We start from the raw sequence: 24,796 nt of genomic DNA on the forward strand, positions 1-24,796 counted from the left end.
CACGAAAGGTGCTTATAATGAGCGTGAATTATAGCATAATCGTTGATTAATAAAAGACACGATAGAATCAAATCATGAAAATAACGAACCATACTCATCTTTTAACACAGATTAAAACCGTAGGATTGGTGTGCAAGCCAAATGATACAACACTGATGCCTTATGTAGAGGAAATAAAGTCAGCATTGCAGTTGCAAGGTGTTGCTTTATTGATAGAGCAAACGAGTGCTCAGATGTTAGGTTACAAGGGTGTTTCTTTTGAGCAAATGTGCGAAGAGAGTGATTTTCTTATCTCGCTTGGAGGGGATGGAAGCCTCATCGCTTTGTGTCGAAAAAGCTTTGCATACCATAAGCCAGTCCTTGGTATTTATGCGGGACAATTAGGATTTTTAACCGATATTCAAACCGATGAAATTAGACAGTTTATAGAGGAACTTTTTTTAGGTCATTACCGTATTGATATACGAATGATGCTCGAAATTTCTTTACATGTAAAAGGTAAAATAGAAAAGATAGTTGCCTTTAATGACATTGTTTTATCGCGTTCTAAAATATCCCATATGAGCACGATTAAAGCGTATGTTGATGGTAAATTGTTTAATTCGTATTATGGCGATGGGCTGATTGTCTCAACACCAACAGGCTCAACGGCCTACAATCTCTCAGCAGGTGGCCCTGTGGTTTATCCACTCACAGAAGCTTTAATTTTAACACCCATTTGTCCGCATTCTCTTTCTCAAAGACCCCTTGTTTTGCCTGTCGATTTTGAGATTTCTTTTGAAAGCGATGGAGATACCGTGATTGTTATCGATGGTCAAGATACGTATAATATGAATGAGATTGAACGAGTGTGTGTGCGCAGTGCTAAAGAGGGCGCACGGTTAATTCACAGTTTGGATAGAGACTATTTTGATGTATTAAAAAAGAAATTGCATTGGGGGCATGTGTGATAGAGCGTTTGTTAATCAAAAATCACCTTTCGTTTGCAGCGTGTCAGATGGAATTTGACAAGGGTTTGGTCGTCTTTACAGGACCTAGTGGGGCTGGAAAATCGGTTTTAATGCAGGCACTTTTGTCTTTGTTTGGGCATGGTGACGTACATGCAGATATACTCGAAGCGACGATTGATAAAACATTAGGCTTAGAAGCGTTTGGTATCGAAGAAGAGAGCCCCAATATTTTTAAAGCGCTCAAAGCAAAAAATGCTCGCTATTTTATCAATGCACAAACGGTTTCAAAAAAAACGATGTTAGAACTTTCTCGCACATGTGTCAATTATTTATCCGTAAAAGACAATAATGAGTTTGAAAACAGCCGTCTTTTGACGCTTCTTGATGGGGTATGTGCGAGTAAAAACCCACACCATAGGGAGGCAGTGTATGCCTTTAGCGCACTTTTTTCAGAGTATACAACGTTTAAAGAGGCATTAGAAAGCATTGAAGAAGAAGAGAAAAAACTAGAAGACTTAAAAGAGTTTGCACGTTTTGAAATTGCCAAAATTGATGAAATTGCTCCAAAAATTGGCGAAGATGAAGCGTTGGTGCGTTTTAAAAAATCACTCTCAAAAAAAGAGAAAATAGAACAGGCTATGCAAAAAGCGGGTGAAATTTTCAAGAGTGAGAGCAGTGTGAATGAAGTTCTGACCTTAATGGAAGTAGATGGAAGCTTTTTTGATGCGTGCATGAATGAACTAAGGCTTATTTTTGAAAAACAAAATGAAACATTTGAAGCTTTGGATGAGATTGATGTGGAATCACTGCTTGATCGCATTGAAAAAATTGCCCAACTTAAAAAGCGTTACGGTTCCATAGAAGAAGCATTGGCACAAAGACAAAAAAAAGTAGAAGAACTTGCACGCTATGAAAACAGTGCCTTTGAAAAAGAGCAATTGGCGAAAAAAGTCGCTACTCTTAGCACAGAGGTGCAGAAACAGAGTGAGGCTATTTCAAAGGTACGTCATGCTTACTTAGGTTTGTTAGAAGAGCATTTAAATCACTACCTTTCACAACTGTATATGCCTCCACTTACGCTTGAACTGGCAAAGAGTGGCGTACAAGAGCTTGGGTATGATGTCTTACATGTAAATCTAGGAAAAGTGGATTTAAAAAAAATAAGTTCGGGTGAATATAACCGTGTACGTTTGGCTTTTTTAGCAACGCACAATGCTTTTTTACTGGCAGATGGTGGTGTTTTAATTTTGGATGAAATTGATGCCAATTTAAGCGGTAAAGAGTCAATGAGTGTTGCTAATGTTTTAAAAACACTCTCGCAAACATACCAAATTTTTGCTATTTCGCATCAACCCCAACTCTCTTCATGTGCAGACCAGCACTTTTTAGTGAGTAAAGATGCTTTACATGTAAGCCATGTTCATCCATTAAAAGCGGAGGAGCGAATTCGTGAATTAGCACGCATGGTCAGCGGTGAAAGTGTAAGCGAAGAAGCCCTCTCTTTTGCTAAATCATTGCTAGTTAGTAACAATATGTAACATATCAAAGGGAAGAATTTTGTTTCTTCTCTTTTGATGTAACAGATATACACATTTTTTATTTATTTTAGGTTTTATCGTCCTTTCTTCGTATAAATCTCATAGACTCTTATTAGAATAAATGTATACTCATTTAGTCAAATCTTTAAAAGGAGTTTTGTATGGGTTTAGGAATGCAAGCATTGTTTGCAGCACTGCCAATTATTGCCTCAGGTATTCTTCTCGTAGGGTTACGTATGAAAGCAAAAACAGCGATGCCAATTGTTTATGTTATGACCGCACTGATTGCTTTATTCGTGTGGGAGGTTTCTTTTAACAGAGTTCTTGCTTCAACATTGCAAGGCGTGGTGATTACGATTGCGGTATTGTGGATTATTTTTGGAGCAATTTTGCTTTTAAATACATTGAAGCATTCAGGTGCCGTAGCCGTTATTCGTAACGGTTTTAACGGTGTTAGTGCCGATAGACGAATCCAACTCATTATTGTCTGTTGGTTGTTTGGTGCTTTTATCGAAGGTGCGTCTGGTTTTGGAACGCCTGCTGCGATTGCTGCTCCTTTGATGGTAGCCCTAGGTTTTCCTGCAGCAGCAGCGGTAATGCTTGGTATGATGGTTCAAAGCACACCTGTTACTTTTGGTGCTGTTGGAACGCCAATTCTTATTGGTGTCAATAGTGGGCTTGATAAAGCAGGCATTACAACTCGTTTAGGTGAAGTAGGTTCTAGTTGGGATGTGTATTTGCAAACAGTAGTGACAAATGTTGCGATAACACATGCGATTGTAGGTGTCTTAATCCCCTCTTTTATGGTCATGATGCTTACGCGTTTTTTTGGAAAAAACGCTTCATGGTCTGAAGGCTTGGCTGCCGTTCCCTTCGCTATTTTTGGTGGTTTGGCTTTTGTAATCCCTTATGCGATGACAGGTATTATACTTGGACCTGAATTTCCTTCTATTATTGGTGCACTTGTAGGGCTTCCTATTGTTGTTATGGGTGCAAAAAGTGGATTCTTAGTGCCTAAGCAATCTTGGGATTTTCCACCAGCAAGTGAATGGCCAGCCCATTGGATTGGTCAAATCGAAATTAGGTTAGATACATTAACTGAAAAAACAAAAAAAATGTCACTTTTGGTAGCATGGTTACCGTATGTTATGGTTGCGGGTATTTTAGTATTGACCCGTGTGAGCCCTGAACTCAAAAAATTCTTACTCTCTTTTAAAGTTGCGTTTGTAAATATTTTAGGTGAAAAAGGAATTAGTGGTTCTATTGAGCCTCTTTATTTGCCTGGCGGTATTATTGTTTTTGTTGTTTTATTGACCTATTTTCTACATGGCATGAAAGCCAAAGAGATGAGTGCAGCAATTGGTGAGTCAACCAAAGTGCTTTTGGGTGCTGGTTTCGTGCTTATTTTTACCGTTCCATTGGTTCGTATTTTAATTAACTCTGGTGTAAATGGTGCAGGTTTTGCTTCTATGCCCATTGTTATGGCGCAATACGTTTCAACAACCGTTGGTAGCATCTATCCTGTTTTTGCTCCATTTGTAGGTGCGATTGGTGCGTTTATCGCAGGAAGTAATACGGTTTCTAATATGATGTTGGCTCAATACCAATTTGGTGTGGCTGAGGGTATTGGTGTTTCTACTGCGTTGATGGTTGCGCTTCAAGCCGTAGGTGCAGCTGCGGGTAATATGGTGGCTATCCACAACGTTGTTGCAGCATCTGCAACCGTTGGACTTTTGGGACAAGAGGGTGAGACCTTACGTAAAACGGCTATTCCAACAGCATATTACTGCCTTTTTGCTGGTATTTTAGGACTCATTGGTATGTATGTTTTAGGTGCAACAGATCCTCTTTTTATCGCAAAATAAATTTTAAAGTGTGGTTGTGATACGTTCACAGCCACCTTTCCTCTTTTTATAAATCCTAATCTTTCTTATGCTACAATCTACGCCTATTAATATAACTTTCAGCAGGGTAGGGTGTAATGGCAAAAGAGAAAATTTTAATTGTTGAAGACAATAAAGCGCTTTCAAAACTTATCGTTAAAAAGATGGAATCAAGCCTTGCTTTTGATGTGGATGCTGCATACACTTATGCTGAAGCAGAGGCATTGATTGAAAAAAGCAATGATTATTTTTTAGCTCTTTTGGATTTAAATTTACCCGATGCCCCTAATGGTGAAGTTGTCGATATGGTCTTATCACATAAGATTCCCTCCATTGTTCTTACAGGCTCTATTGATAAAGAGGTGCGTGAGGCAATTTTGAAAAAAGAAGTGATTGATTATGTCTATAAAGGCAATATTGATGATGTCAATTACATTTTTACTCTTATTGAGAGATTGCATAAAAACCGTGATATAAAAGTTATGGTAGTTGATGATTCAATGGCAACACGTTCTCAGATAAAATCACTTTTGCACCATCAAATGTTTAAAGTAATTGTAGCAGCACATGGAGAAGAAGCGTTGGTTTTTTTAGAAGATAACCCTGATATTAAATTGATTTTAACAGATTTCCAAATGCCTGTGATTAATGGTGTTGAACTAACCAAAGAAGTACGAAAGAAGTACAGTAAAAATGAGATTTCTATTATCGCAATGACAGGAACAAATACAGAGCTTATTTCTGCAAAGTTTTTAAAAATTGGGGCTAATGATTTTATTAACAAACCTTTTACCAGAGAAGAGATTGCGTGTCGCATTAACAACTCTTTGGATTCATTGGAATATATTGCCAAAATTCAAGATATGGCACAAAATGACTTTTTAAGTGGACTGGCAAATCGTCGTTATTTTTTTGATGCGATGCATGAGTATTTTAATGAGGCAAAAAAACGCAATGAGCCTTTTGCGTTAGGGCTTATTGATGTGGATAATTTTAAACACATTAATGACACATTAGGGCATCGTGTTGGGGATACGGTGATTGTTGAACTTGCTAAAAAATTCAAAGAGTATCTTGTGCATGACCACTTCCTTGCCCGTATTGGTGGGGATGAATTTTGTTTGGTTCTCAAAAATATGGAGCAAAAGAAAGCCTTGGAATTTTTTCTTAAACTCAAAAGTGTGATTTCCACCATTCAAATTAAAACAAAAGAGGGTGATACGTTGGGTGTGAGTGTCTCTATTGGGGTTACGTTTGGTGATTTAGAAAGTGTGGAAGAGATGATTAATCAAGCGGATAGAGGGCTTTATTTAGCGAAAAAGAATGGAAAAAATAGGATAGAGGTTGCGTAATGATGGTGATTGATACGCACTGCCATTTAGATGATGAATGTTTTAACAATGATGTAGACGAGGTTATTGGAACAGCTTACAAAGAAGGGGTTCGTGGTATTGTTATTCCAGGGGCGAGCATTCATGATTTAGAAAAAGCACAAGCATTAGCCCATCGGTATGAACACATTTTTTTTGCAGCAGGCATACATCCGTATCATCATCACGAATATAACGAAGAGCGGTTAAAAGATTTTTTAAAAGATGAAAAATGTATTGCCGTAGGTGAGTGTGGATTGGATTATTATCGCTTACCAGAAGACACTGTAGAAAAAGCATTGGAGAAAAAAGAACAACACGAAATTTTTGCCAAACATATCAGGCTTGCAAAAATGTTCAAAAAGCCTCTTATTGTACATATTAGAGATGCAAATGAAGACAGCAAACGTATATTATTAGAAGAAGAGGCATCGGTTGTGGGAGGAGTTCTTCATTGTTATAATGCCTCTAAACACCTACTTGACTTGGCCAATAAAGGGTTTTATTTTGGTATTGGTGGTGTATTGACATTTAAAAATGCAAAGCAGTTGGTTGAGGTTTTGCCTTTGATTCCTATGGATAAAATAGTCTTAGAAACGGATGCTCCTTATTTGACACCTATGCCTTATCGAGGGCAACGTAATGTTCCTGAATATACTTTATTGGTTGCGCAAAAGATGGCGGAACTTTTAGGTATGAGTGTCACAGAAGTTCACACAATGACCACAAAAAATGCCTTGAAACTCTTTAAAGCTTTAGAAAAGATAAAATTAGATACAATCTAAGCTAAATCCAATGATAAAGGAGAGGCATGTTTAAGGTTATTCTAACCCTTTTTTTCTTATTTCAGAGTCTCCATGCGTTTTTAAATACGGACAATAACTACGAAAAACAACTCATCGCTCTTAAAAATTTTGACCTTCCCAACACCTTTTTAAAAGATTCCATTTTTATTTCTATGAAAGAAGATGTTGAAATTTATAAAACAAAACACTTTTTAAAAACCTTAGAAAATGGTGATAAATTTATTCCTGTTTTGCAAAAAATGATGCAAGAAGCTGATGTTCCAGCAGAATTTTTATACCTTGCTATGACTGAATCTAGTTTTGATCCTTACTCCTCTTCTTCTGCTAAGGCATCAGGTATTTGGCAGTTTATTCCAGCAACGGCTAAGCGGTATGGTTTGGTTGAAAATACATACATTGATGAACGAAGAGATCCTATTAAATCAACAGAAGCCGCCATTGCCTATCTAAAACGATTGCATTCAATGTTTGGCAAGTGGTACTTAGCGGCACTGGCATATAATTGTGGAGAAGGAACCGTCAGTAAGGCGATTGCCAAAGCTGGAAGTGATGATATTAGTGTGCTTTTGGATGAAAATCAAAAATATTTACCTAAAGAGAGCAGGCTTTATATTCGTAAAATCTTGATGATGAGCGTTATCTCAAATAGCACAGGCTTTATGCTTGATAATGACTCGGAGTATTTACTCAATCGTGCCAATAATACGACTTTTATTAAAGTGAATGTTAAAAATGGAACGTCACTCAAAGATGTTTCTGAAAGCATTGGTATTGGTTCAAAAGAACTAAAAGCATACAATTCCCATTTAAAATATACCTTCACTCCTCCCATGGGTTCACAGTCGTACATCTACATTCCACAGGACCGCCAAGTTGCTTTTAGCCAAAATTTCGACCATACTAAAGAGCCTGAAAAATATGCCATTTATACAACGAAAAAAGGCGATGCTTTACATAAAATTGCGCAACATTATGGCATGAGTGCTAATGCTTTAATGGAGTTAAATCATTTAAAACAAGCAGCACTTAAACCCAATACGACACTGGTGGTTCCCTTTGGAAAAGCAGCCCCTGTTTCAGCCTCAGAAAATGTAAGCCGTGAAAGGGTCTATGTTGTTAAAATGGGCGATACACTACAAACGGTTGCAAAAAAATACGATATGTCTGTTGCAACGTTGTTAAAAGCAAATAAAAAGCAAAATGCATTGGTGAAAGCGGGGGAGCGCCTTGTTATTCCAAAGAATTAGTAGCGTTTGTTGCTTCTGTGTAGCACTCTTTTTTTTTGTTGGATGTTCTTCTAAATCTTCGTATTTTCCCTCCTCGAATAATAAAACTTCAGGATACGGTGAGTCTGGGAAAATTATTGATTCACCCAATATGCATCGAGCGACGATGCGTCCTTATACGATTAATGGGAAAACCTATACGCCTACGATGGTCAGTGTAGGGGATTATTTTAGTGGTGTTGCCAGTTGGTATGGAAAAGATTTTCATGGGAAAAAAACGTCTAATGGTGAAATTTATAATATGCACGATATGACAGCTGCACACAAAACGCTTCCAATGAATACCATGCTTAAAGTTACCAATCTTAAAAGCAATCAAAGCGTTGTGGTACGTGTGAATGATAGAGGTCCTTTTGTGGGAACACGCATTATTGACCTCTCTTACATGGCAGCGACACGGTTGGATTTAGTGGCACAAGGAACAGGTCCTGTTGGTTTAGAAGTCATTGGCTTCTCAGGCGTTGTTTCGCCTGTAGGTGCACCAAAACAAAGCGTTGTTGAATCAGACTATTTGATTCAAATTGGAGCCTTTAGAAATAAAGCGGGAGCAACCCGTTTTGCGCAAAGCAATATGAATGTTAATAATCGCTACAATGCTATTATTAAAGAGGGTGTTTTTGAAAATGAACCAATATACCGTGTATGGCTTAAAGGTTTTGAGAGTGAAGATGAAGCCTCTGATTTTATAGCAAAAGGGCTCTTTAAAGGCTCGTTTATTGTAAGGGAATAGGAAAAAATGGTACACAGCATAGAAAGAGTTACTAAAGAGACAAGCATTTGCGTTAGTTTAAATCTTGAAGGAACGGGTCAATCGTCTATTGCGACAGGGATAGGGTTTTTTGACCATATGCTAGAAGCTTTTGCGAAGCATGCATGGATTGATTTGAGTCTTACATGTAAAGGCGATACACATATTGATTTTCACCATAGCGTCGAAGATGTGGGCATTGTCTTAGGGCAAGCGTTGCGTGAGGCTATTTATCCCATTCTAAGTGTTGAGCGTTATGGCAATGCTGTGGTGGTGATGGATGAAGCCGCTGTGGAATGCGCTTTGGATTTGAGTAACCGTCCGTACCTTGTTTATGAAGTTGAGATGGATGGCAAAGTAGGTGAGTTTGACGTGGAATTGGCTGAAGAATTTTTTAGAGCTTTAATGCATAATGCTGGAATTACTGCCCATATTGTAGCCCTTCGTGGGAGAAATAAACACCATGTGTTGGAAGCAACATTTAAAGCATTTGCAGTCGCATTAAGACGTTCTTTAATTAAAAATGAACGCGCAGGCATCCCTAGCACAAAGGGTGTGTTGTGATAGAACTTTTAGTGTTTGATGTGGATGGGTGTTTAACCGATGGTGGTATCACCTATGGTAATAGTGACAGTGAAGAGTTTAAGACATTTAACGTCAAAGATGGTTTTGGTATTGTATCGTGGCATAAATTAGGTCGTAAAAGTGCAATTATCACGGGGCGAAGTTCACGTGTGGTGGAGCGTCGTGCGAAAGAGTTGGGTATTACCTATTTGTATCAAGATGTCAAAGATAAAAAAGCAGTTTTAGAATCTATTTTAGAAAAAGAAGGGCTTGGTTTTGATAATGTAGCTGCGATTGGGGATGATTTGAATGACCTTGCTCTTTTGCGAGCAGTGGAATTCTCTTTTGCTCCAGCGGATGCACTTCCTCACATTCAAAATGAGGTTGATGTGGTGCTTACTCGTACAGGCGGAAAAGGTGCTGTGCGTGAAATGATTGATTGTGTGGTTGAAAAAGAGAAATTAAGTGAGGCATTCGTAAACCTTTGGCTGTAAGAATTTTACTTTACACAACATTCCTTTTTGGGGCATTGATGCTCTTTTTAATTTTCAAAGAGCCTTATACGATTCGTACGATTGCGCAAGATGGCACACTCATCCCTGAAATAGAGCTTTTTAATGCGCAAAATTATCAAATTAAAGAAGGAAGTATTGAGAGCGTTGTTCAATCACAACGTGTTGCCCGCTATAAAGATTTTGATAAGCTGTATACCATCCATGCAGGGCATAAAACAAAAGAGGGATTAAGAGGTCTTTTACGCAGTGATGAGGGTATTTTAAAAGAGAGTGTGATGCATTTTAAGACCAATTCGCACTATATCAGGGATGATGGAGTCTCTTTAGAGGGTGAGGATATTTTTTATAACCTGAAGAGTGAAACATTAAGCAGTCAGAAACCCTTTGTATTTATACAAAAACAGAGCAAAACATTAGGAGATTCATTTGTTTATCAGATGAAAGAGGGCACAATAAGCGCCACAAATATACACTCTTTTATTCAAAATGTAGGGAAAAAATAGATGAAACAAAGCGTTGTGATATGGCTGATGTGTGCAAGTTTTCTTTGTGCTGCGCAAGTAGAAATTGTTGCCGATAAATTTTTTGCAGACGAAAAGAAAAAAGTAAGTATTTTTGAGGGGCATGTTAAGGTAACCAAAGAGAGTGATAAGATTACAGCAAATCATATCACTGTTGAGTTTGACGATAAGAAACAACCCATTCGTTATATCGCTATAGGCAATGCAAAAGCAAATTTAATCATGAATCAGAAAAAGTATTATGGTGAGGCAGAGAAGATGACCTATGAACCTCAAAAAAGCCTCTATATTTTAGAGAAAAAAGCCTTTTTACATGAGATAGATACCGATAAAAAAGTGTATGGTGATTATGTCCGTGTGGATCAAAACAGTGGGCATTATAGTGTTGATGGTAAGGGCGGGGAGCCTGTTAAATTTATCTTCAAAGTTGAGGATAAAAAAGAGTGATTAAGGTTAAAGATGCCTTCTTTGTAAAATCAGCTTCTTCTTTAGAAGAGACAACGCCTGAGGGCATTAGTGAAGTTGCTTTCATTGGGCGTAGCAATGTGGGGAAAAGCTCTATCATTAATGCGTTTACCAATAAAAAAGGTTTAGCAAAGAGCTCTTCTACTCCTGGTAAAACGAGACTCATTAACTTTTTTAATGTTTTATTTACACAAGAAGATAAAACATTTAACGTGCAATTTGTCGATCTTCCAGGATTTGGATATGCGAGAGTTTCACGCAGTATGAAAGAGGAGTGGCAGAGGAATTTGACACGCTATATTGAAAAACGTGTCTCGATTCGTGTTTTTGTCCATTTGATTGATTCACGCCATCCTTTTTTGGAAAGTGACCATGATGTGCATGCTTACTTGGAAAAACTGATACGTCCTGATCAGAAAATTTTGCGTATTTTTACCAAATCCGATAAACTCAAGCAAAGTGATGTGAGTGTGATTAAAAAACATTATCCTGATGCGTTATTGGTCTCTAGCAGTAATAAAAAAGGGATAGATAAGGCATTACATGCCATTTTTGAAATGCTCTTTGGAGTGGAAAATGATTGAATATACCAAAGCAAAACTCAGTGATATTATTGCGATGCAAGAGGTGGTAAGACCTGAAGTGGAAAAGGGTATTATTCTCTTTCGAAGTTCCGATGAAATGGCAACAAATATTCGCTCTTATATTCTTGCGAAAGAAGGAGAGGCTATTGTTGGATTTGGAGCTTTACATTTCCATGCAGACGATTTAGCAGAGATTCGAAGCCTTGTTGTCAAAGAGGGATTCCGTGGTCAAGGCATTGGCAAAGGAATCATTCACGCACTTTTAAAAGAGGGTGAATCCTTGGGGGTAAAAACTGCTTTTACACTGACCTATCAAAGAGCTTTCTTTGAATCCTTAGGCTTTTGTGAAATTCCAAAAGAAAAACTGCCTCCTCATAAAATATGGGCTGATTGTATTAAATGTAAACATTTTCCAGTATGCGACGAAATAGCACTTATCAAAACCATTTAACACTCTTTTGGCTCTCATTATGGTTATTATTGGGGCATAGTCTCTCTGCGTTATACCCGCTTATCCCCTCATTTGTGGGGGTTGTTTTTTGTTATTTGCTGCTTCATGCGCACGATCGTGAAAAAAATGCGATTCCTTTACTTTTAGGATTTACCTATTTGTTTTTGTATGACGTAAACAAAGGGTTTTATCTTTTTTCTTATGTCATTTTATTTGTGTTTGTGTATCAGTTTGTTGTGCATAAAGTGCAAGTAACCTTTACATGTAATAATTGTATTTTAGCTGTCTACGTAAGTATTGCCTATTTAGGACATTATCTTCTGAATATGTTTTTAGCGTATTTGGATAATGAAACCTTTCCGTATTTTTCAAGCTATTATTTCTACTATATAGCGGTTGATTCAATTCTTTCGTTTATGCTTTTTAGGATTGTTCGGTGAGAATCAAAATTGTCTTAAGCATTGTTTTTTTTGTGTGTATCGCCTTGTTGATTAGGGTTTATTACATTAGCATTAAATCAAATGCCTATTATGAAGAGATAGCCAAGCAAAATGCTATTAAGGTGGACGAATTGGCGCCACTTCGTGGTGTTATTTTGGATCGGAATTTAAATCCACTTTCTATTAATCGTCTGGGTTTTGCCATTGGTATTACGCCTCGCATGAGCGTAAAATCAAAGCGTGAATTGCTTGAGAATGAAATTGCTTTTCTCTCCTCTTTAATGCCTGAATACAGTGTAGAGAGTCTAACAAAGACCTATTTAAAAGCGGATTCATCGTACAACCATGATTATGTGAATGTTATTGATTTTGTACCGTATGACAAGATGATTCCTCATTTTGCCAAAATTGCGCAAAGAGAGTATACCAGTATTAAAATTACCTCCAAACGGCACTATCCGCATGGTGCGTTAGCCTCACATATCATTGGTTATGTTGGTAAATCAAATACGCAAGATGTCGCCGAAGATGAGATTGCAAAGTTGGTTGGATTTTCAGGAAAAACAGGTATTGAGAAGTATTACAATGCTGTTTTACAAGGGGTTAAAGGAGAAAAAAAGACAAAGGTTACTGCTCTGAATCAAGAGATTGAAGAGGTGAGTAAAACCTTACCCCAAAGTAATGATTTAGTCTTAAGCTTAGATCTTGAACTACAACGCTATCTTGAGACGGTTTTTGATGAACCCAGCGGGGCAGTCATTGTCATGAATGCAAAGAACGGTGAAATTTTAGCAGCAGCTAGTTTTCCTGAGTATGACCTCAATACCTTTGTGGGAGGCATTTCTCAAGAGGAGTGGTCACGCCTTGCTAATGATTTAAAACATCCCTTTACAAATAAGCTGGTCAACGGTTTGTACCCTCCTGGTTCTGTCATTAAAATGGGTGTTGGTATGGCAATTTTAAATACTGGTATTATTACGCCGCAGACAATCATTGAAAGTACAGGTGTTATGGAGCTTGGTGGTCGGTTATTTCGTGATTGGAAAAAAGATGGGCATGGTATGGTGAGTTACATTAAAGCCATTCAGCGAAGCTGTGATGATTATTTTTATAAAACCAGTTTGAAAGTGGGCATTGATAATATTGCGCCTTTTTTAAAAAAAGTGGGTTTTGGGCAAAAAACGGGGGTGGATTTACCACGTGAGTTTGTCGGTATTGTGCCCAGTCGTGAATGGAAAAAAGAGCGTTTTGGCAAAGGGTGGTCACAAGGTGAAACCTTAATCAGCTCAATAGGGCAGGGGTATTTTTTGGTTACCCCTATGCAAATTGCTAAATACACCGCTTTTTTAGCCACAGGAAATGGAGTGACACCGCATTTTTTACACAAAGTCAATGATGTTAAAATTGACTTTCCTGCTGATCCCAACATTGTGACACCAGAGGAAAAACGTTTTTTAAAAGTTACACGTGATGGTATGTATGAAGTTGCAAATGTTCCTGGTGGAACGGCACTCAATCACCTTAAACATAACGCACCATTTAAGATTGCCGCTAAAACGGGAACCGCACAGGTGGTTGGAATTTCTCAAACGGATAAAAAACGAATGCGTGAAGAAGATATGGAGTACTATCATCGCTCGCACGCATGGCTTACGACCTATGCCCCGCATGATAACCCTCAATATGTTGTTACGGTCTTAGTCGAACACGGAGGGCATGGAGGAAGCGAAGGTGGACCAATTGCTGCTAAAATCTATGATAAGTTGTATGAGATGGGCTACATTACAATTCCTGAAGCTAAAGAGGGTAAAAAATAAGCTTTACATGTAAAGCGTTTACACCCCTTCGGTACGGACAATGAGGCTTTGAGGCAGGTGATAGTGTGCAATCAAAAAAGCTTCTTTTTCTCGCATCTCTCCTGTGTCTTTTTCGTGGTCATAGCCTAAAAGATGTAAAAAACCATGAATAAACAAAAGGGTAATTTCTTCTTCGCTCAAATGTCCCAATTCTTTAGCTTTTTGTGCCGCCAACTCATAATTAATGACAATGGAACCAAGTGGTGCATGGGGGAAATCATCCACAGGAAAGCTTAACACATCGGTGGTTTTATCCACGCTTCTATGTTCACGATTAAGTGCATGCATGCTGTGACTATCAATCAGTATCAGTTCAACCTCTTTTTGTGTGAAGTCTTCTACAATACGTTGTAAAAGCGTTACATGTAACGATATATTGGATTCATTTTCAATGACTAGCATCTCTTCTCCTTTTAAAATAGACTGAGCTGGGTCGTGGTGTTTTTAAATAAAAGAGAATCAAAAAGTTCTCTCTCACCAATAATCAATGCATAGGTAAAGCGTCTTGTTTTTAATTCATTTAAAAGAAGTGAGGGCTCTTTATACCAGAGTCTGTCTCCCTCAAAAGGAAAATTATAGTGCAAGGATTCAGGTAAACAAAGCGCTACAGAAGGGTTGTGATGGGCTTTTTGAATCGCATTTAAGAGGGAGGGAAGGAGTTCAAATGTCGGTTCAAAAATTAAAACCTTTTCACTTGTGCCAAACTCTTTTTTAGAAAAATTTTGGCTAATGTATTGGGGATAAAAGTGTTCGCAAAAATTGAGGTGTTCAAGCGTATAAGCAATGGCATTTTCATCACAAAAGTCGAGCAAGCACAAAAAGGCTTCCACAAATATAGAGGGAATTTTTTGTTCCGTATAAAAGCGCTCTTTGTAGGTAAAAGAGCTCAAAAAAAGACCTTTTGATACGAGGGTAGGCTTTACATGTAAATGGGTCTCAAGGCGTTGTGCAACAGGTGCTATTTTATCTACTAATAATGCATTGCTAAGAAAAAAAGACTCCTCTTCTTTTGCTAACAAGATGGTTTTTGTAATGTGTACAAGGTCCCCTTTGAGGCGTTTCACTGCTTTGGGTGTCGTTTGAATCATCTCCAGTAAAGATTCTTGAACGGGAGAGAGGAGTAGCAAATTGAGCGATTTTTGGGTAATGGTATAACGCAGTAATTTAATAAGTGTCTGTTCAATAGTAGAGACTTCTATCCATGCACACTCCTCATCTTCGTTCATAAAAGGCAAAATACTCACTACAGCATAAGCCCCTTTTTCAAGGGCTTGATGAATCATCTTTCGTGAAGCAGTGGTGTCAATAAAGAGATCACCATGCAAAACACGAGAGGGTTCAAAGCAGATACTCCCAAACGCATCAATGGGAGGCGTGGTGCTTAGCTTCCCATCAATGATGCGTACAAAGTTCTCTATTTTCATCCAATAGAAGCGCCATTTTTACGTGGACTCTCAGGACGAATAAGGCAGAGCCCCTCTTTATCTTTTGCCGCCAATAACATGCCCTCGGAGAGGAGTCCTTTAATGGTGGCAGGTTTAAGGTTGGCTACGACACATACTTGTGTATTCATTAGTGTTTCAGGGCTATAATATTCACGAATTCCTGCGACAATCTGACGAAGTTTTCCTTCCCCTAAATCAACACTGAGTTTTAAAAGCCTATCACTTCCTTCTAAAATACTAGCTTCTACAATGGTTCCAATTTTAAGTGAGGTTTCAAAAAATTGCTCAATGGTAATGATGGACTCGATTTTTGCCTCTTTTTTGGAGTTCTTTACAGGGGCTACTTCTGTGGGTGCAGGTTCAGAGTGTGCCATAAGCTCTTCTTCAATACGAGGAAAAAGAGGAGGCACTTTTTCAATGGTAAATTCCTCTAAAAAGCTTTTTCGCACAACCAATTTATCATAGTTTGCTGTCGTGATTTCAAATCCAAGGGCTTTGGCAATGGTCGAAGTTGTTTTAGGCATAATAGGGTGTAAGAGAATGCTCACACGTGCTAAAATATTAGACACCAATGCCACAAGGGCTAAGGCTTGCTCCGTTTTTCCCTCTTTGATTTTGACCCATGGCTCATGCACCGTAATGGCTTGATTGGCGATGCTAAGCGCTTTCCAAAGCTCTTCAAGGTAGCGGTTGGTTTGAAGCTCTAAGAGGTTATTTTCGACATTTTTTAAAATCTCATCCACTGCGTTTAATTCACTCTCATGAAAGGTAGTGACATCTTTAGAGTTAATGACACCATTGCTGTATTTACCACTCATACCAATGATACGGTTTAAAAGATTACCCAGCTCATTGCCAAGATCAGAGTTAATACGATCCATCAGCGCTTTTTGGCTAAAGTCACCGTCTTGTCCAAAAGGAACTTCTCTAAGCATAAAGTATCTAAAGTTTTCTAGCCCATACGCATCAGCAACCTCTTTTGGATTGACCACATTGCCCTTGCTTTTACTCATTTTCTCACCATTTCTCGTCCACCAACCATGAGCCGCAACGTGTTTAGGAAGTGCTAAGCCAAGGCTCATCAAAAAGGCTGGCCAGTAGATGGCATGAAAGCGTAAAATATCTTTACCCACAAGGTGCATGGTTGCGGGCCAAAATTCCATATGTTTCTCATCCCCTCCATAGCCTAAAGCGGTAGTGTAGTTTAAAAGAGCATCGAGCCAGACGTACATGACGTGTTTATCATCGTTCATGGAAGAGGGGAGTTTCACACCCCAATCAAAACTGGTACGAGTAATGGAGAGGTCACGAAGCCCTTGTTTCACAAAGCTAATCACTTCGTTTTTTTTGCCTTTAGGAAGGACACATTTTTCATCGCTGTTGTACCATTTAATGAGGTCTTCTTGATATTTTGAGAGTTTGAAAAAGTAGCTCTCTTCTTTCACAAGGCGTGTTAATTTTCCACAATCAGGGCATTTGTCTTCATCAACCAGTTGAGTGTCCGTAAAAAATGTCTCGCAACTGACACAGTAGTGCCCCTCGTACTCACCTTTGTAGATGTCGCCTTTGTCAAACATGACTTGAAACGCTTTTTGCACGCCTGTTTTATGTTCAGCGTCTGTGGTACGAATAAACTTATCGTAGCTAATCTCAAACTCATCCCAAAGGGCACGAAACTTTCCGCTGATTTCATCGGCGTAAGCTTGTGGGCTTTTGCCTCGCATTTTTGCAGCTTCTTCGATTTTTTGACCGTGTTCATCGGTTCCTGTTAAGAAAAATGTTTCATAGCCTTTAAGGCGGTAGTAACGTGCCATCGTGTCAGCGATAATCGTCGTATACGCATGTCCGATATGCGGAACATCGTTAACATAGTAAATTGGGGTAGTAATATAGGCTTTTTGGGACATTGTTTTTCCTAATTCTTGTTGATTAATTCTATTAATTGATGGTGTCAAAACTCAAAACCGCCACCTTCACCTTTTGCCATGCTTTCATACACAGCTTTGACGTAAGCTTTGCGGGTTTCACACTCAAACATTTTCTCACACTCACTGCACGAGGTTAACTCTTTTTCAGTTTGACATGCTTGCAAGAGTCTTTTTTTTTCTTGCAGATTTTGTTCAAAAACATCGCTTGCGTTATTATTCATAGCACTTCTTAACACGTTCTATCTCTGCTTTGGAGCCAAAAAAGCAGGGTGTGGTATCGTGAGGGTGTGAGGGGCTAAGCTCTAAAATTCTTCTTTGCCCATCAATGGCTTCTCCCCCTGCTTTTTCGTAGACAAAAGCAAAAGGGAAGACTTCAAAAATCATGCGAAGCTTTCCTTTGGGCACATCTGAAGTTGCAGGATAAGAGAAGAGTCCACCACCTTTTAAAAGAATCTGATGCAAATCAGGTACCATGCCTCCCGAGTAGCGCAAACGATAGCCATCGGCAAAAATCGCATCCATTAAGGCTTTATGTTTAGGCTCCCAACACATTTGCGTTGAACCAGGCGCATTGAGTTTGCCTTTTTCTTTGAGTTCAATGGTTTTAATAAACACAAACTCACCGCTTTTATTCATGCGGTACATTTTCACATCTTGCTCTGCAATCACCAATTCTACACGAGGGCCATAGACCACGTAAACAGCCGCCTTAAGGTTAGCACCTGCGTAGCCACCTTCGTAAATACCAAAGATTGAGCCAACACTAAGATTAACATCAATCAGGCTTGAGCCATCGAGTGGGTCGTATCCGACACCGTAAATCCCCTCTACATGTAAAGGTGTTTTCTCTTCCTTTTCTTCGCTAATAATCTCTTTAATAGAGGCAACTTTGGCAAACTCTTCTTCAATGATTTGATCACTTTTAATATCCAGTTTCAGTTGGGTATCGCCTGTGGCGTTAATATTTTCAGAATAGCCTGTATCATCAAACTCAATTGCCTCTTTAATCCGTTTGGCAGAACGCTTTATCGCTTCATAAATTTCGGTCATTTTATTTCACTTTCTTAGCATTTTTTTCTATCCAAGCCACCACGTGCTCAGGGTTATTAAGGTCTAAAATAGCAATGTGTTCAGGAATAACATAATCACTTAAACACACACTCTCATCCACTGCAATTGCATCAGAACACTCAAAATAATCTTCATTGAGTTTATTGCGAAAAATAGCAATACGAGGCAGAGGAAGATTTTTAAGTCCCTCGACCAATAAAAAGTCAAAATCACCGAGCATGTCAATAATCTCATCCAAACTTTTTTGGCGTTTTGAAAAGAGCGTGGTACGTGTGGGCGATGTTACGACCACTTCAGCACCTGTTTGTGAAAATCTCCAACTGTCTTTACCCTCTACATCAAAGTGTGCTTTATCGCTAGGGTCATTTTTGATGATAGCAAGGGAATAATGCTCTTTTAAAAGGCTAGCAACTTTAAGAATAAGGGTCGTTTTTCCGCTATCTGAGGGTCCAGTAAAGGCAACGGCTAAGGATTTCATTTTTTCCTGCTTTTTATGTTATTATCATAGAAATACAAAAGATTATAACAAAAAAAGATTTAGCTTTTGATGAGTTTAAAAGAGTTGATGTTAAAAAATAGGGGAGTTTTTATGCGGTATATTATGGGCGTGTGTTTGATGTTTTTAATCAGTGGATGTGCTTCAAAATTGGCAGATAATGCAAGTGAAAAAGTGCTTGATTATGGTATGACACACAGCAAAAAAGTTGAAATTATACACTCTAAAACTTCTCGAACATTTGTAACCATTACTTATTTGAACCCTTTAAATCATCCGCTTGTTACCCAAAATCATGAGCAATTTATCGTAGGAACGTATCGAGCAACAGGGGAAGAGAGTTTTGTAAAAACAACGCTCCGTGCTTTTGAGGTCAATGGTAAAACAGAAGAGGTGCGTGTAACACCTCTGGAAAAAGACAATCCCTTACTCACACTTGTTTCTTCTTCAAACGCATGGACGGATTACGTGTTGGTTGAAGCACCTTACACCTCAACCATCAAGATGGAACTTAGTTTCGAAACCGATCACTCAAAGAGGGTTTCAGTAGGATTTCGAAAAGATTATTAATCGAAACATCATCGCCTAATAAATGGCGATACACGACATAATTTGCCAGCACTTTTTTACCGTATTCACGGCTCTCTTCGTTAATCATCGTCTCCATACTCCAAAAAGGCTCATACGCTCCTTGTGAAAAAGCGCCTGCTTGCAGGTGGCGTTTGGTAAAACCAAGTCCTCCATTGTAAGCGTAAGCGACAAAAAGGGGATGCATGAGGTTTCGTTCTAAAAAATTAAGATGAATATTCCCAAAAAGATAGGCAATATGCGGGTGAAACATAGCTCGAATATCAAAAGAGGCAAGTTTCTCTTTTTGTGCAATATCTCGTGCGACAAAAGGCATAAATTGCATCATCCCCAGCGCATAAGAGGTTGAGACGACAGAGGGTAAAAAACGACTCTCTTGACGAGCAATCGCTAGCATAAGTGCTTGTCGATGAATGGAATAATCTGCGATTTCTTCAGGATAAGGAATAGGGTAATAGTGTTTGCTGTAGCGTGTCGCTCGCTCCATTAAGTAACAATAGTGCGGTAAGGTATTGGCGTATTTAAAGCTTTGTGCAAACGCTTCCACCTCGTCGTGATTCATCCGTGAGGCTTTATTCATCTCTTTGACCCATGCAAAAGGGTCACTTACATCAAAGCTAGGATGGGTTCCCTCAAGTTTAGGAGAAAGAATATTTTTTAAAGGCACACCCAGTGTTTCAAAAGCAAATAAAGAGTAGAGGTTAATATCACTGCTTTTTGCAAGTTTTTGTAGGTATTGGGCATTATAGCTTGTAAGGTATTGCCAAAAGAGGGCTTTGTCTTTTTCTTCTTGCTTCTTTGCTCTTTCGATGGCGTGTTCAAAAAAGGCAAGTGCTTTATTTTTCTCATGGTATTTGAGGGCATTGAGTCCCAAATAAAAAAGGGATTTAGCGTTTACATGTAACGAGGGATTTACATGTAAGAGTGATTGTTGGACTTTGTCTAGTTTATCGTTTTGAACGGTATTGTAAACCAATTGGTTAAAGCGTGGGTGATTTGAAAGTCTGTCCAAATGCTCTTTTGGAAGGATGTGCTGATTGAAATTGGCAAGTTTATAGGCTGTAATACTACCGTTGTAGAGGTTTAAAAATGTCTCTATGTCACTGTTGAGCGCACTTTCATAGACGTTCTCACTCTCCATGATAGGAATGAGTTTTTGAAGTTCTTTGTTGTGTGTTAAACGGGGTTTAATGAGTTTGAGCTGTGTTTTGGGTAAAGAGGTCAGTTTTGCAGCGTTAATACCAATATTCAAACACGCATCATCTTCTTTCATGAGGCTGGTAATATCAAGGTCAATACACTGTGAGATTTTTTTAAATTCAGGGTTATCCATTTTTTTAGCAAAAAGATGGAAAAAACGAAGATTCATGGTGTGAACCATGCCAAACAGCGCTTTGGCTTCCTCAGGTGTCGTGCTCTCTTTTTGGAGGTATTCGTACATGTAAAAATCTTTTGCTAAGGATTGGGGTTTGTCTTTAAAAAATGAAAAATCCACCCCTTCGTTGGCAAACAATGGGCTAAAGGCTAAAAGGCAAAAAAGCGTGCCAATGAGAAATTTACAGCGCATTGGCAAGGGCAAATAAGAGTTTAACCGCAAATAAGTCAACAAATTGAAGGACTAAAATGACAATTAACGGGGCTAAATCGACTCCACCAATCAGCGTTGGAACGAATTTACGAATAAAAGCATAAACAGGGTTGGTTAAACGAAAGAGAATCTGCACAATGGGATTGTACGGATCAGGTCGTACAAAGGTAATCAGTGCTGCAATAATCACCACCCAAATATATATATTAATTAACGTATGTAAGATAGTGGCAAATGCCTCAATCAGGGTTGCTAAAACAATCATCGAACAATCTCCTTAAGATAATTTTTAAGAAAAGGGTAGGTTTGAGCAAGGGCTAAACCACTCTTTTCTCCCATAAATAAAACGTAAAGCGGTGTGAAAAATGCTTCAGCTTTTAAAGCACTTTTTTCTGCCAAATAGGCTTCAAAAGCATCATAACTTTCAAAATAAGGCGCTTCTAAAATGAGTTTTTGAAGCGTTTTACTCTCCGTTTCAAACCCACATAAAGGCTCTTTTTTCGAAAAAATAGCGTCTATTTTGACCTTTATCTCCGCAGTGGTATTTAGCGTGTTGGTGTACAGTTTTGCCAGTTTTCCAATGTTCTCACAGGCATAGCCTAGGCGTTTTGAAAGCTCCATATCACTGAGATTTTGAATGCACGCTCTGTTCATTTGGCGCAGTGCTTCTTTCTCAAACGCCACAGGCGTGTTGGTTTGCTCTTCGCAACGTTGCCATTCTGTACCAAGTGCTAAAAGATACCGAGCAATCGCCTCTGGCATAAATCCTTCATCCAAAAGTGCTTTCACGCTCCATCTCTCAGCGTTTTCAAGGTTTGGAACGTAAAGATAGTTTAAAGCTTCTTCGTAGCCCAATGCTTCTCTTACCAGACTCTCTTTGGAGGCATCTTCCTTGTGTGACTCTTCACGAATGAGGGTACTGACACCTTGAAGCATATCATCACACGCCCTAGCAAAAATGGCAGTTGGGTATTTGTCTCTTTGCATGATGGTAAAGCTATCGCTCGTTGTGGAAGAGGGTTTCATGCGAATCACAAAAGGGCTAGGATTGTTTAAAATCTCTTCATTACTTAAAGGCTCACAGGCTCCATCATAGGGTGAAGCTTTATCTTCAGCGCAAAAACAGATAAAGGCTTTTTTTCTATCCAACAGCGTGGAGGCAAATTGGAGATGGTACTTAAAATTATTGCTTTGGTAGTAGAGTTGGCTATATGAGATACCAAAAAGCGATAAAATTTCTAAAAGTTCATCCTCTCTTCTCTCCATCTCCTCGCTTCGTTTGCCATCTTCCATGCGTACAATCAACGGTAGGTTTTTTTGCTGGGCATAAAGAGCACTCAAAAGAGCGATGCGAAGCTCACTCACCAAAATATCATGGGTAGGCGCAACTGAAAATCTAACCATGGTTAAGCTTCTTTGAAATGAGTTCATTCACGATGCTCGGATTGGCTTTGCCACCACTTAGCTTTAAAACTTGTCCTACAAAAAAGCCAAAAAGATTGGTATTGCCCGCTTTGTATTTGGCGACATTTTCAGGGTTCTTTGCCATGATGTCATCAATAAGAGGCTCAATCACAGCAGGGTCGCTGATTTGTTTAAGTCCTTTGCTCTCAACGATGCTAAGAGGTTTTTCGCCTGTTTGAACCATCACTTCAAAAACTTCTTTGGCGATTTTAGAAGAGATGACGCCTTCATCAAGCATCTTTACCAGTTCCGCCACATCTTGAGCGGTAAATCTAAGCGGTAGCTCTTTTTTAAGCTCTCTGGCAACTTCGTTAGCAACGATATTGGCACTGCTTACAGGACTGTTTACATGTAAAAGGGTCGCGTCATAAAATGCAGAGAGTTTTTCATCACGAGCTAAGGTATTGGCGATTTCAGCGTTAAGTCCACTTTTGGTGTAGCGCTCAAAACGAGCTAACTCATCTTCATTCATCGGAGCGACATCACCCTCAATATGTGCTTTTTTAGCTTCTATTTTAGGAGTGTGCTTTGGTGCTTCTGCTTTTTTAGCCCATGAATCTTTAAGCCCTACAATTTTATTAAAGACAGGTTTGGCATCGGTGTAGTCGATAGGGTCAGCATAAAAATACCCTTGCCTTTCAAATTGGAATCTAACATCAATTTTTTCGCTAATCACCGCAGGCTCAATCAAGGCATGGGTGTTTACATGTAAAGAATCTGGGTTTAAATCTTCAAGCCCATCGGGTGCATCAACTCTGTATAAACGCTCATAGAGTCTGACTTCTACTTCTTTAGCATGTTTGGCACTCACCCAATGAATCGCACTTTTGGTTTTAATACCACTGGTGTCAGCCCCACTTTTAGAATCGGGGTGGTAGGTCGCTTTGAGCTCGATAACAGCGCCTTTTTCATCTTTGATAATCTCTTTACATGTAAGAATGTAAGCATGTTTGAGGCGCACGGCTTGTGTGGGCGTAAAGCGATTGTAACCTTCCATTGGATGTTCCATAAAATCGTCTCGTTCAATGTAAAGCTCTTTGGTAAAAGGGAGTGTACGAGAACCCTCTTTGGGAACATCGTGTGGGTAATAAGAGGCTTCTATCTCCTCTTCCCCCTCGTAATTTTCAATGGTGACTTTAAGCGGGTCTAACACACACATCACACGAGGCACTTTTTGGTTTAAATCATCTCGGATGCAAAATTCCAGTTGTGCGACATCGACCATCGAGTTGGCTTTGGCGATGCCAATTTGATCACAAAAGTTGATGATAGACTCAGGCGTGTAGCCTCTGCGTTTGTAGCCAGCAATCGTTGGAAGTCGTGGGTCATCCCAACCGTTTACGTAATTGTCCTTAACAAGTTCTAGCAGTTTGCGCTTGCTCATCACCGTGTAGTTGATGCCAAGGCGTGCAAATTCGTGTTGATACGGACGAGGAGGAGTGAGCTCCAGTGCATCTAAAACCCAGTCGTAAATATCACGGTTATTTTCAAATTCAAGCGTACAGATGGAGTGGGTAATGCCCTCAATGTAGTCGGACAAACAGTGCGCAAAGTCGTACATTGGGTAGATGCACCATGTATCGCCCGTTCTAAAATGGTGGGCATGGCGAATGCGGTACAAAAGTGGGTCACGCATCTTCATATTTGCCGCACTCATATCAATTTTAGCACGTAAGACATGCTCACCGTCTTTAAATTCGCCTTGTCTCATGCGCTCCAAAAGCTCTAGGTTCTCTTCAATGCTGCGACTCGCATAAACGCTTCTACGTCCCGCTTCTGTGACACTGCCTCTGTACTCACGTATCTCTTCTTCGTTTAGGCTATCGACGTAAGCTTTGCCCATTTTAACCAGTTGTACGGCGTAGTCGTAAATCTTAGGAAAATAATCAGACGCATAACGAACCTCACCATCCCACTTAAACCCAAGCCATGTCACCGCATCTTTAAGCGCTTCAACGTATTTGGTATCTTCGGTGGTAGGGTTGGTATCGTCCATGCGGAGGTTACAATGCCCCTCATAATCACGTGCAATGCCAAAATTGATACAAATAGACTTAGCATGTCCAATGTGTGGAAAGCCATTAGGCTCGGGAGGAAATCTCGTTACAATGGTTTGATATTTGCCTGATTTTAAGTCCTCTTCAACTTTTACACGTAAAAAATCTTTACTCTCGCTCATGTTCTTAAAACCTTTGATGTAAAACTCTGATAGTTTGTATTTTATCATGTGGTACATTAA

Annotated in this window: 26 protein-coding genes; 16 read left to right on the forward strand and 10 right to left on the reverse strand. The window is 39.2% G+C overall.

Annotation, left to right across the window (positions count from 1 at the left end):
- The first annotated feature begins 74 nt into the window (after positions 1–74).
- From SULBA_RS03520 to mrdA, 15 genes are all read left to right on the forward strand, one after another.
- A complete protein-coding gene (locus tag SULBA_RS03520) occupies positions 75–950 on the forward strand; it encodes an NAD(+) kinase (RefSeq protein ID WP_014768895.1) in 876 nt (291 codons plus the stop codon).
- Positions 947–2,488: an AAA family ATPase gene (locus SULBA_RS03525; RefSeq protein WP_014768896.1), complete on the forward strand. Its 1,542-nt coding sequence runs from the start codon at positions 947–949 to the stop codon at positions 2,486–2,488. Before SULBA_RS03520 ends, SULBA_RS03525 begins: the two co-directional genes overlap by 4 nt.
- A gap of 161 nt (positions 2,489–2,649) precedes the next feature.
- A complete protein-coding gene (locus SULBA_RS03530) occupies positions 2,650–4,353 on the forward strand; it encodes an L-lactate permease (RefSeq protein ID WP_014768897.1) in 1,704 nt (567 codons plus the stop codon).
- 116 nt (positions 4,354–4,469) lie between these two features.
- Entirely contained in the window at positions 4,470–5,723 is a 1,254-nt protein-coding gene (locus SULBA_RS03535; RefSeq protein ID WP_014768898.1) for a GGDEF domain-containing response regulator, read from the forward strand.
- A gap of 2 nt (positions 5,724–5,725) precedes the next feature.
- Positions 5,726–6,526, forward strand: a complete 801-nt coding sequence (locus SULBA_RS03540; RefSeq protein WP_041671901.1) for a TatD family hydrolase — start codon at positions 5,726–5,728, stop codon at positions 6,524–6,526.
- Between the two features lie 26 nt (positions 6,527–6,552).
- A complete protein-coding gene (locus SULBA_RS03545; protein WP_014768900.1) occupies positions 6,553–7,794 on the forward strand; it encodes a lytic transglycosylase domain-containing protein in 1,242 nt (413 codons plus the stop codon).
- Positions 7,775–8,563 (forward strand): septal ring lytic transglycosylase RlpA family protein, encoded by a 789-nt coding sequence (locus tag SULBA_RS03550; protein ID WP_014768901.1) that lies wholly within the window; start codon positions 7,775–7,777, stop codon positions 8,561–8,563. Before SULBA_RS03545 ends, SULBA_RS03550 begins: the two co-directional genes overlap by 20 nt.
- Positions 8,564–8,569: 6 nt before the next feature.
- On the forward strand, positions 8,570–9,145 hold the full coding sequence (gene hisB / locus SULBA_RS03555; protein WP_014768902.1) for an imidazoleglycerol-phosphate dehydratase HisB: 576 nt from the start codon (positions 8,570–8,572) through the stop codon (positions 9,143–9,145).
- Positions 9,142–9,639 carry a KdsC family phosphatase gene (locus SULBA_RS03560; RefSeq protein WP_014768903.1) on the forward strand — a complete coding sequence of 166 codons (498 nt, stop codon included), beginning with the start codon at positions 9,142–9,144 and terminating at the stop codon, positions 9,637–9,639. The genes hisB and SULBA_RS03560 overlap by 4 nt, the downstream gene beginning before the upstream one ends.
- Complete coding sequence (locus SULBA_RS03565; RefSeq protein WP_014768904.1) at positions 9,630–10,163, forward strand: hypothetical protein; 534 nt, start codon at positions 9,630–9,632, stop codon at positions 10,161–10,163. The genes SULBA_RS03560 and SULBA_RS03565 overlap by 10 nt, the downstream gene beginning before the upstream one ends.
- On the forward strand, positions 10,164–10,628 hold the full coding sequence (lptA, locus tag SULBA_RS03570) for a lipopolysaccharide transport periplasmic protein LptA (RefSeq protein WP_014768905.1): 465 nt from the start codon (positions 10,164–10,166) through the stop codon (positions 10,626–10,628).
- Complete coding sequence (gene yihA / locus SULBA_RS03575) at positions 10,625–11,230, forward strand: ribosome biogenesis GTP-binding protein YihA/YsxC (protein ID WP_014768906.1); 606 nt, start codon at positions 10,625–10,627, stop codon at positions 11,228–11,230. The genes lptA and yihA overlap by 4 nt, the downstream gene beginning before the upstream one ends.
- Positions 11,223–11,681 carry an N-acetyltransferase gene (locus tag SULBA_RS03580; protein WP_014768907.1) on the forward strand — a complete coding sequence of 153 codons (459 nt, stop codon included), beginning with the start codon at positions 11,223–11,225 and terminating at the stop codon, positions 11,679–11,681. The genes yihA and SULBA_RS03580 overlap by 8 nt, the downstream gene beginning before the upstream one ends.
- Positions 11,648–12,121, forward strand: coding sequence for a hypothetical protein (locus tag SULBA_RS03585; RefSeq protein WP_014768908.1), 474 nt, complete (start codon positions 11,648–11,650; stop codon positions 12,119–12,121). The genes SULBA_RS03580 and SULBA_RS03585 overlap by 34 nt, the downstream gene beginning before the upstream one ends.
- A complete protein-coding gene (mrdA, locus tag SULBA_RS03590; RefSeq protein WP_014768909.1) occupies positions 12,118–13,938 on the forward strand; it encodes a penicillin-binding protein 2 in 1,821 nt (606 codons plus the stop codon). The genes SULBA_RS03585 and mrdA overlap by 4 nt, the downstream gene beginning before the upstream one ends.
- 18 nt (positions 13,939–13,956) lie before the next feature.
- Here the strand turns inward: mrdA and ybeY are convergent, their stop codons facing one another.
- The 6 genes from ybeY to mobB are packed head-to-tail and all read right to left on the reverse strand — an operon-like array spanning position 13,957 to position 18,899.
- Complete coding sequence (ybeY, locus tag SULBA_RS03595) at positions 13,957–14,379, reverse strand: rRNA maturation RNase YbeY (protein ID WP_014768910.1); 423 nt, start codon at positions 14,377–14,379, stop codon at positions 13,957–13,959.
- An 11-nt stretch (positions 14,380–14,390) separates the two neighbouring features.
- Complete coding sequence (locus SULBA_RS03600; RefSeq protein ID WP_014768911.1) at positions 14,391–15,401, reverse strand: hypothetical protein; 1,011 nt, start codon at positions 15,399–15,401, stop codon at positions 14,391–14,393.
- Positions 15,398–17,329, reverse strand: coding sequence for a methionine--tRNA ligase (gene metG, locus SULBA_RS03605; protein WP_014768912.1), 1,932 nt, complete (start codon positions 17,327–17,329; stop codon positions 15,398–15,400). Before metG ends, SULBA_RS03600 begins: the two co-directional genes overlap by 4 nt.
- A 44-nt stretch (positions 17,330–17,373) precedes the next feature.
- Positions 17,374–17,571 (reverse strand): hypothetical protein, encoded by a 198-nt coding sequence (locus tag SULBA_RS03610; protein WP_014768913.1) that lies wholly within the window; start codon positions 17,569–17,571, stop codon positions 17,374–17,376.
- On the reverse strand, positions 17,564–18,400 hold the full coding sequence (locus SULBA_RS03615) for a class 1 fructose-bisphosphatase (protein WP_014768914.1): 837 nt from the start codon (positions 18,398–18,400) through the stop codon (positions 17,564–17,566). The genes SULBA_RS03610 and SULBA_RS03615 overlap by 8 nt, the downstream gene beginning before the upstream one ends.
- A gap of 1 nt (position 18,401) precedes the next feature.
- A complete protein-coding gene (gene mobB, locus SULBA_RS03620; RefSeq protein ID WP_014768915.1) occupies positions 18,402–18,899 on the reverse strand; it encodes a molybdopterin-guanine dinucleotide biosynthesis protein B in 498 nt (165 codons plus the stop codon).
- Positions 18,900–19,010: 111 nt separating this feature from the next.
- Between mobB and SULBA_RS03625 the strand changes: the two genes are divergently transcribed.
- Entirely contained in the window at positions 19,011–19,487 is a 477-nt protein-coding gene (locus SULBA_RS03625) for a hypothetical protein (RefSeq protein ID WP_014768916.1), read from the forward strand.
- On the opposite strand, the gene SULBA_RS03630 is transcribed toward SULBA_RS03625, so the two are convergent.
- Genes SULBA_RS03630 through SULBA_RS03645 form a run of 4 tightly spaced genes read right to left on the reverse strand, consistent with a single transcriptional unit; the run spans position 19,429 to position 24,736 of the window.
- Positions 19,429–21,072, reverse strand: coding sequence for a lytic transglycosylase domain-containing protein (locus SULBA_RS03630; protein ID WP_014768917.1), 1,644 nt, complete (start codon positions 21,070–21,072; stop codon positions 19,429–19,431). The two genes, SULBA_RS03625 and SULBA_RS03630, sit on opposite strands and share 59 nt — an antisense overlap.
- Entirely contained in the window at positions 21,062–21,358 is a 297-nt protein-coding gene (locus SULBA_RS03635) for a YggT family protein (RefSeq protein WP_014768918.1), read from the reverse strand. Before SULBA_RS03635 ends, SULBA_RS03630 begins: the two co-directional genes overlap by 11 nt.
- Positions 21,355–22,497, reverse strand: coding sequence for a glutamate--tRNA ligase family protein (locus SULBA_RS03640; protein WP_156790508.1), 1,143 nt, complete (start codon positions 22,495–22,497; stop codon positions 21,355–21,357). Before SULBA_RS03640 ends, SULBA_RS03635 begins: the two co-directional genes overlap by 4 nt.
- Positions 22,490–24,736 carry a glutamine--tRNA ligase/YqeY domain fusion protein gene (locus tag SULBA_RS03645; RefSeq protein ID WP_014768920.1) on the reverse strand — a complete coding sequence of 749 codons (2,247 nt, stop codon included), beginning with the start codon at positions 24,734–24,736 and terminating at the stop codon, positions 22,490–22,492. The genes SULBA_RS03640 and SULBA_RS03645 overlap by 8 nt, the downstream gene beginning before the upstream one ends.
- Between the last annotated feature and the right edge of the window lie 60 nt (positions 24,737–24,796).

Source organism: Sulfurospirillum barnesii SES-3 (genome assembly GCF_000265295.1).
Lineage (GTDB): Bacteria > Campylobacterota > Campylobacteria > Campylobacterales > Sulfurospirillaceae > Sulfurospirillum > Sulfurospirillum barnesii.

What these genes read in the sequence shown, in the direction of transcription:
- SULBA_RS03520 (WP_014768895.1), top strand. Translation starts at nt 75, where the DNA reads ATGAAAATAACGAACCATACTCATCTTTTAACACAGATTAAAACCGTA.
- SULBA_RS03530 (WP_014768897.1), top strand. Translation starts at nt 2,650, where the DNA reads ATGGGTTTAGGAATGCAAGCATTGTTTGCAGCACTGCCAATTATTGCC.
- SULBA_RS03535 (WP_014768898.1), top strand. Translation starts at nt 4,470, where the DNA reads ATGGCAAAAGAGAAAATTTTAATTGTTGAAGACAATAAAGCGCTTTCA.
- SULBA_RS03540 (WP_041671901.1), top strand. Translation starts at nt 5,726, where the DNA reads ATGGTGATTGATACGCACTGCCATTTAGATGATGAATGTTTTAACAAT.
- SULBA_RS03545 (WP_014768900.1), top strand. Translation starts at nt 6,553, where the DNA reads ATGTTTAAGGTTATTCTAACCCTTTTTTTCTTATTTCAGAGTCTCCAT.
- hisB (WP_014768902.1), top strand. Translation starts at nt 8,570, where the DNA reads ATGGTACACAGCATAGAAAGAGTTACTAAAGAGACAAGCATTTGCGTT.
- lptA (WP_014768905.1), top strand. Translation starts at nt 10,164, where the DNA reads ATGAAACAAAGCGTTGTGATATGGCTGATGTGTGCAAGTTTTCTTTGT.
- SULBA_RS03580 (WP_014768907.1), top strand. Translation starts at nt 11,223, where the DNA reads ATGATTGAATATACCAAAGCAAAACTCAGTGATATTATTGCGATGCAA.
- SULBA_RS03585 (WP_014768908.1), top strand. Translation starts at nt 11,648, where the DNA reads ATGCGACGAAATAGCACTTATCAAAACCATTTAACACTCTTTTGGCTC.
- ybeY (WP_014768910.1), bottom strand. Translation starts at nt 14,379, where the DNA reads ATGCTAGTCATTGAAAATGAATCCAATATATCGTTACATGTAACGCTT.
- SULBA_RS03600 (WP_014768911.1), bottom strand. Translation starts at nt 15,401, where the DNA reads ATGAAAATAGAGAACTTTGTACGCATCATTGATGGGAAGCTAAGCACC.
- metG (WP_014768912.1), bottom strand. Translation starts at nt 17,329, where the DNA reads ATGTCCCAAAAAGCCTATATTACTACCCCAATTTACTATGTTAACGAT.
- SULBA_RS03610 (WP_014768913.1), bottom strand. Translation starts at nt 17,571, where the DNA reads ATGAATAATAACGCAAGCGATGTTTTTGAACAAAATCTGCAAGAAAAA.
- SULBA_RS03615 (WP_014768914.1), bottom strand. Translation starts at nt 18,400, where the DNA reads ATGACCGAAATTTATGAAGCGATAAAGCGTTCTGCCAAACGGATTAAA.
- mobB (WP_014768915.1), bottom strand. Translation starts at nt 18,899, where the DNA reads ATGAAATCCTTAGCCGTTGCCTTTACTGGACCCTCAGATAGCGGAAAA.
- SULBA_RS03625 (WP_014768916.1), top strand. Translation starts at nt 19,011, where the DNA reads ATGCGGTATATTATGGGCGTGTGTTTGATGTTTTTAATCAGTGGATGT.
- SULBA_RS03630 (WP_014768917.1), bottom strand. Translation starts at nt 21,072, where the DNA reads ATGCGCTGTAAATTTCTCATTGGCACGCTTTTTTGCCTTTTAGCCTTT.
- SULBA_RS03635 (WP_014768918.1), bottom strand. Translation starts at nt 21,358, where the DNA reads ATGATTGTTTTAGCAACCCTGATTGAGGCATTTGCCACTATCTTACAT.
- SULBA_RS03640 (WP_156790508.1), bottom strand. Translation starts at nt 22,497, where the DNA reads ATGGTTAGATTTTCAGTTGCGCCTACCCATGATATTTTGGTGAGTGAG.
- SULBA_RS03645 (WP_014768920.1), bottom strand. Translation starts at nt 24,736, where the DNA reads ATGAGCGAGAGTAAAGATTTTTTACGTGTAAAAGTTGAAGAGGACTTA.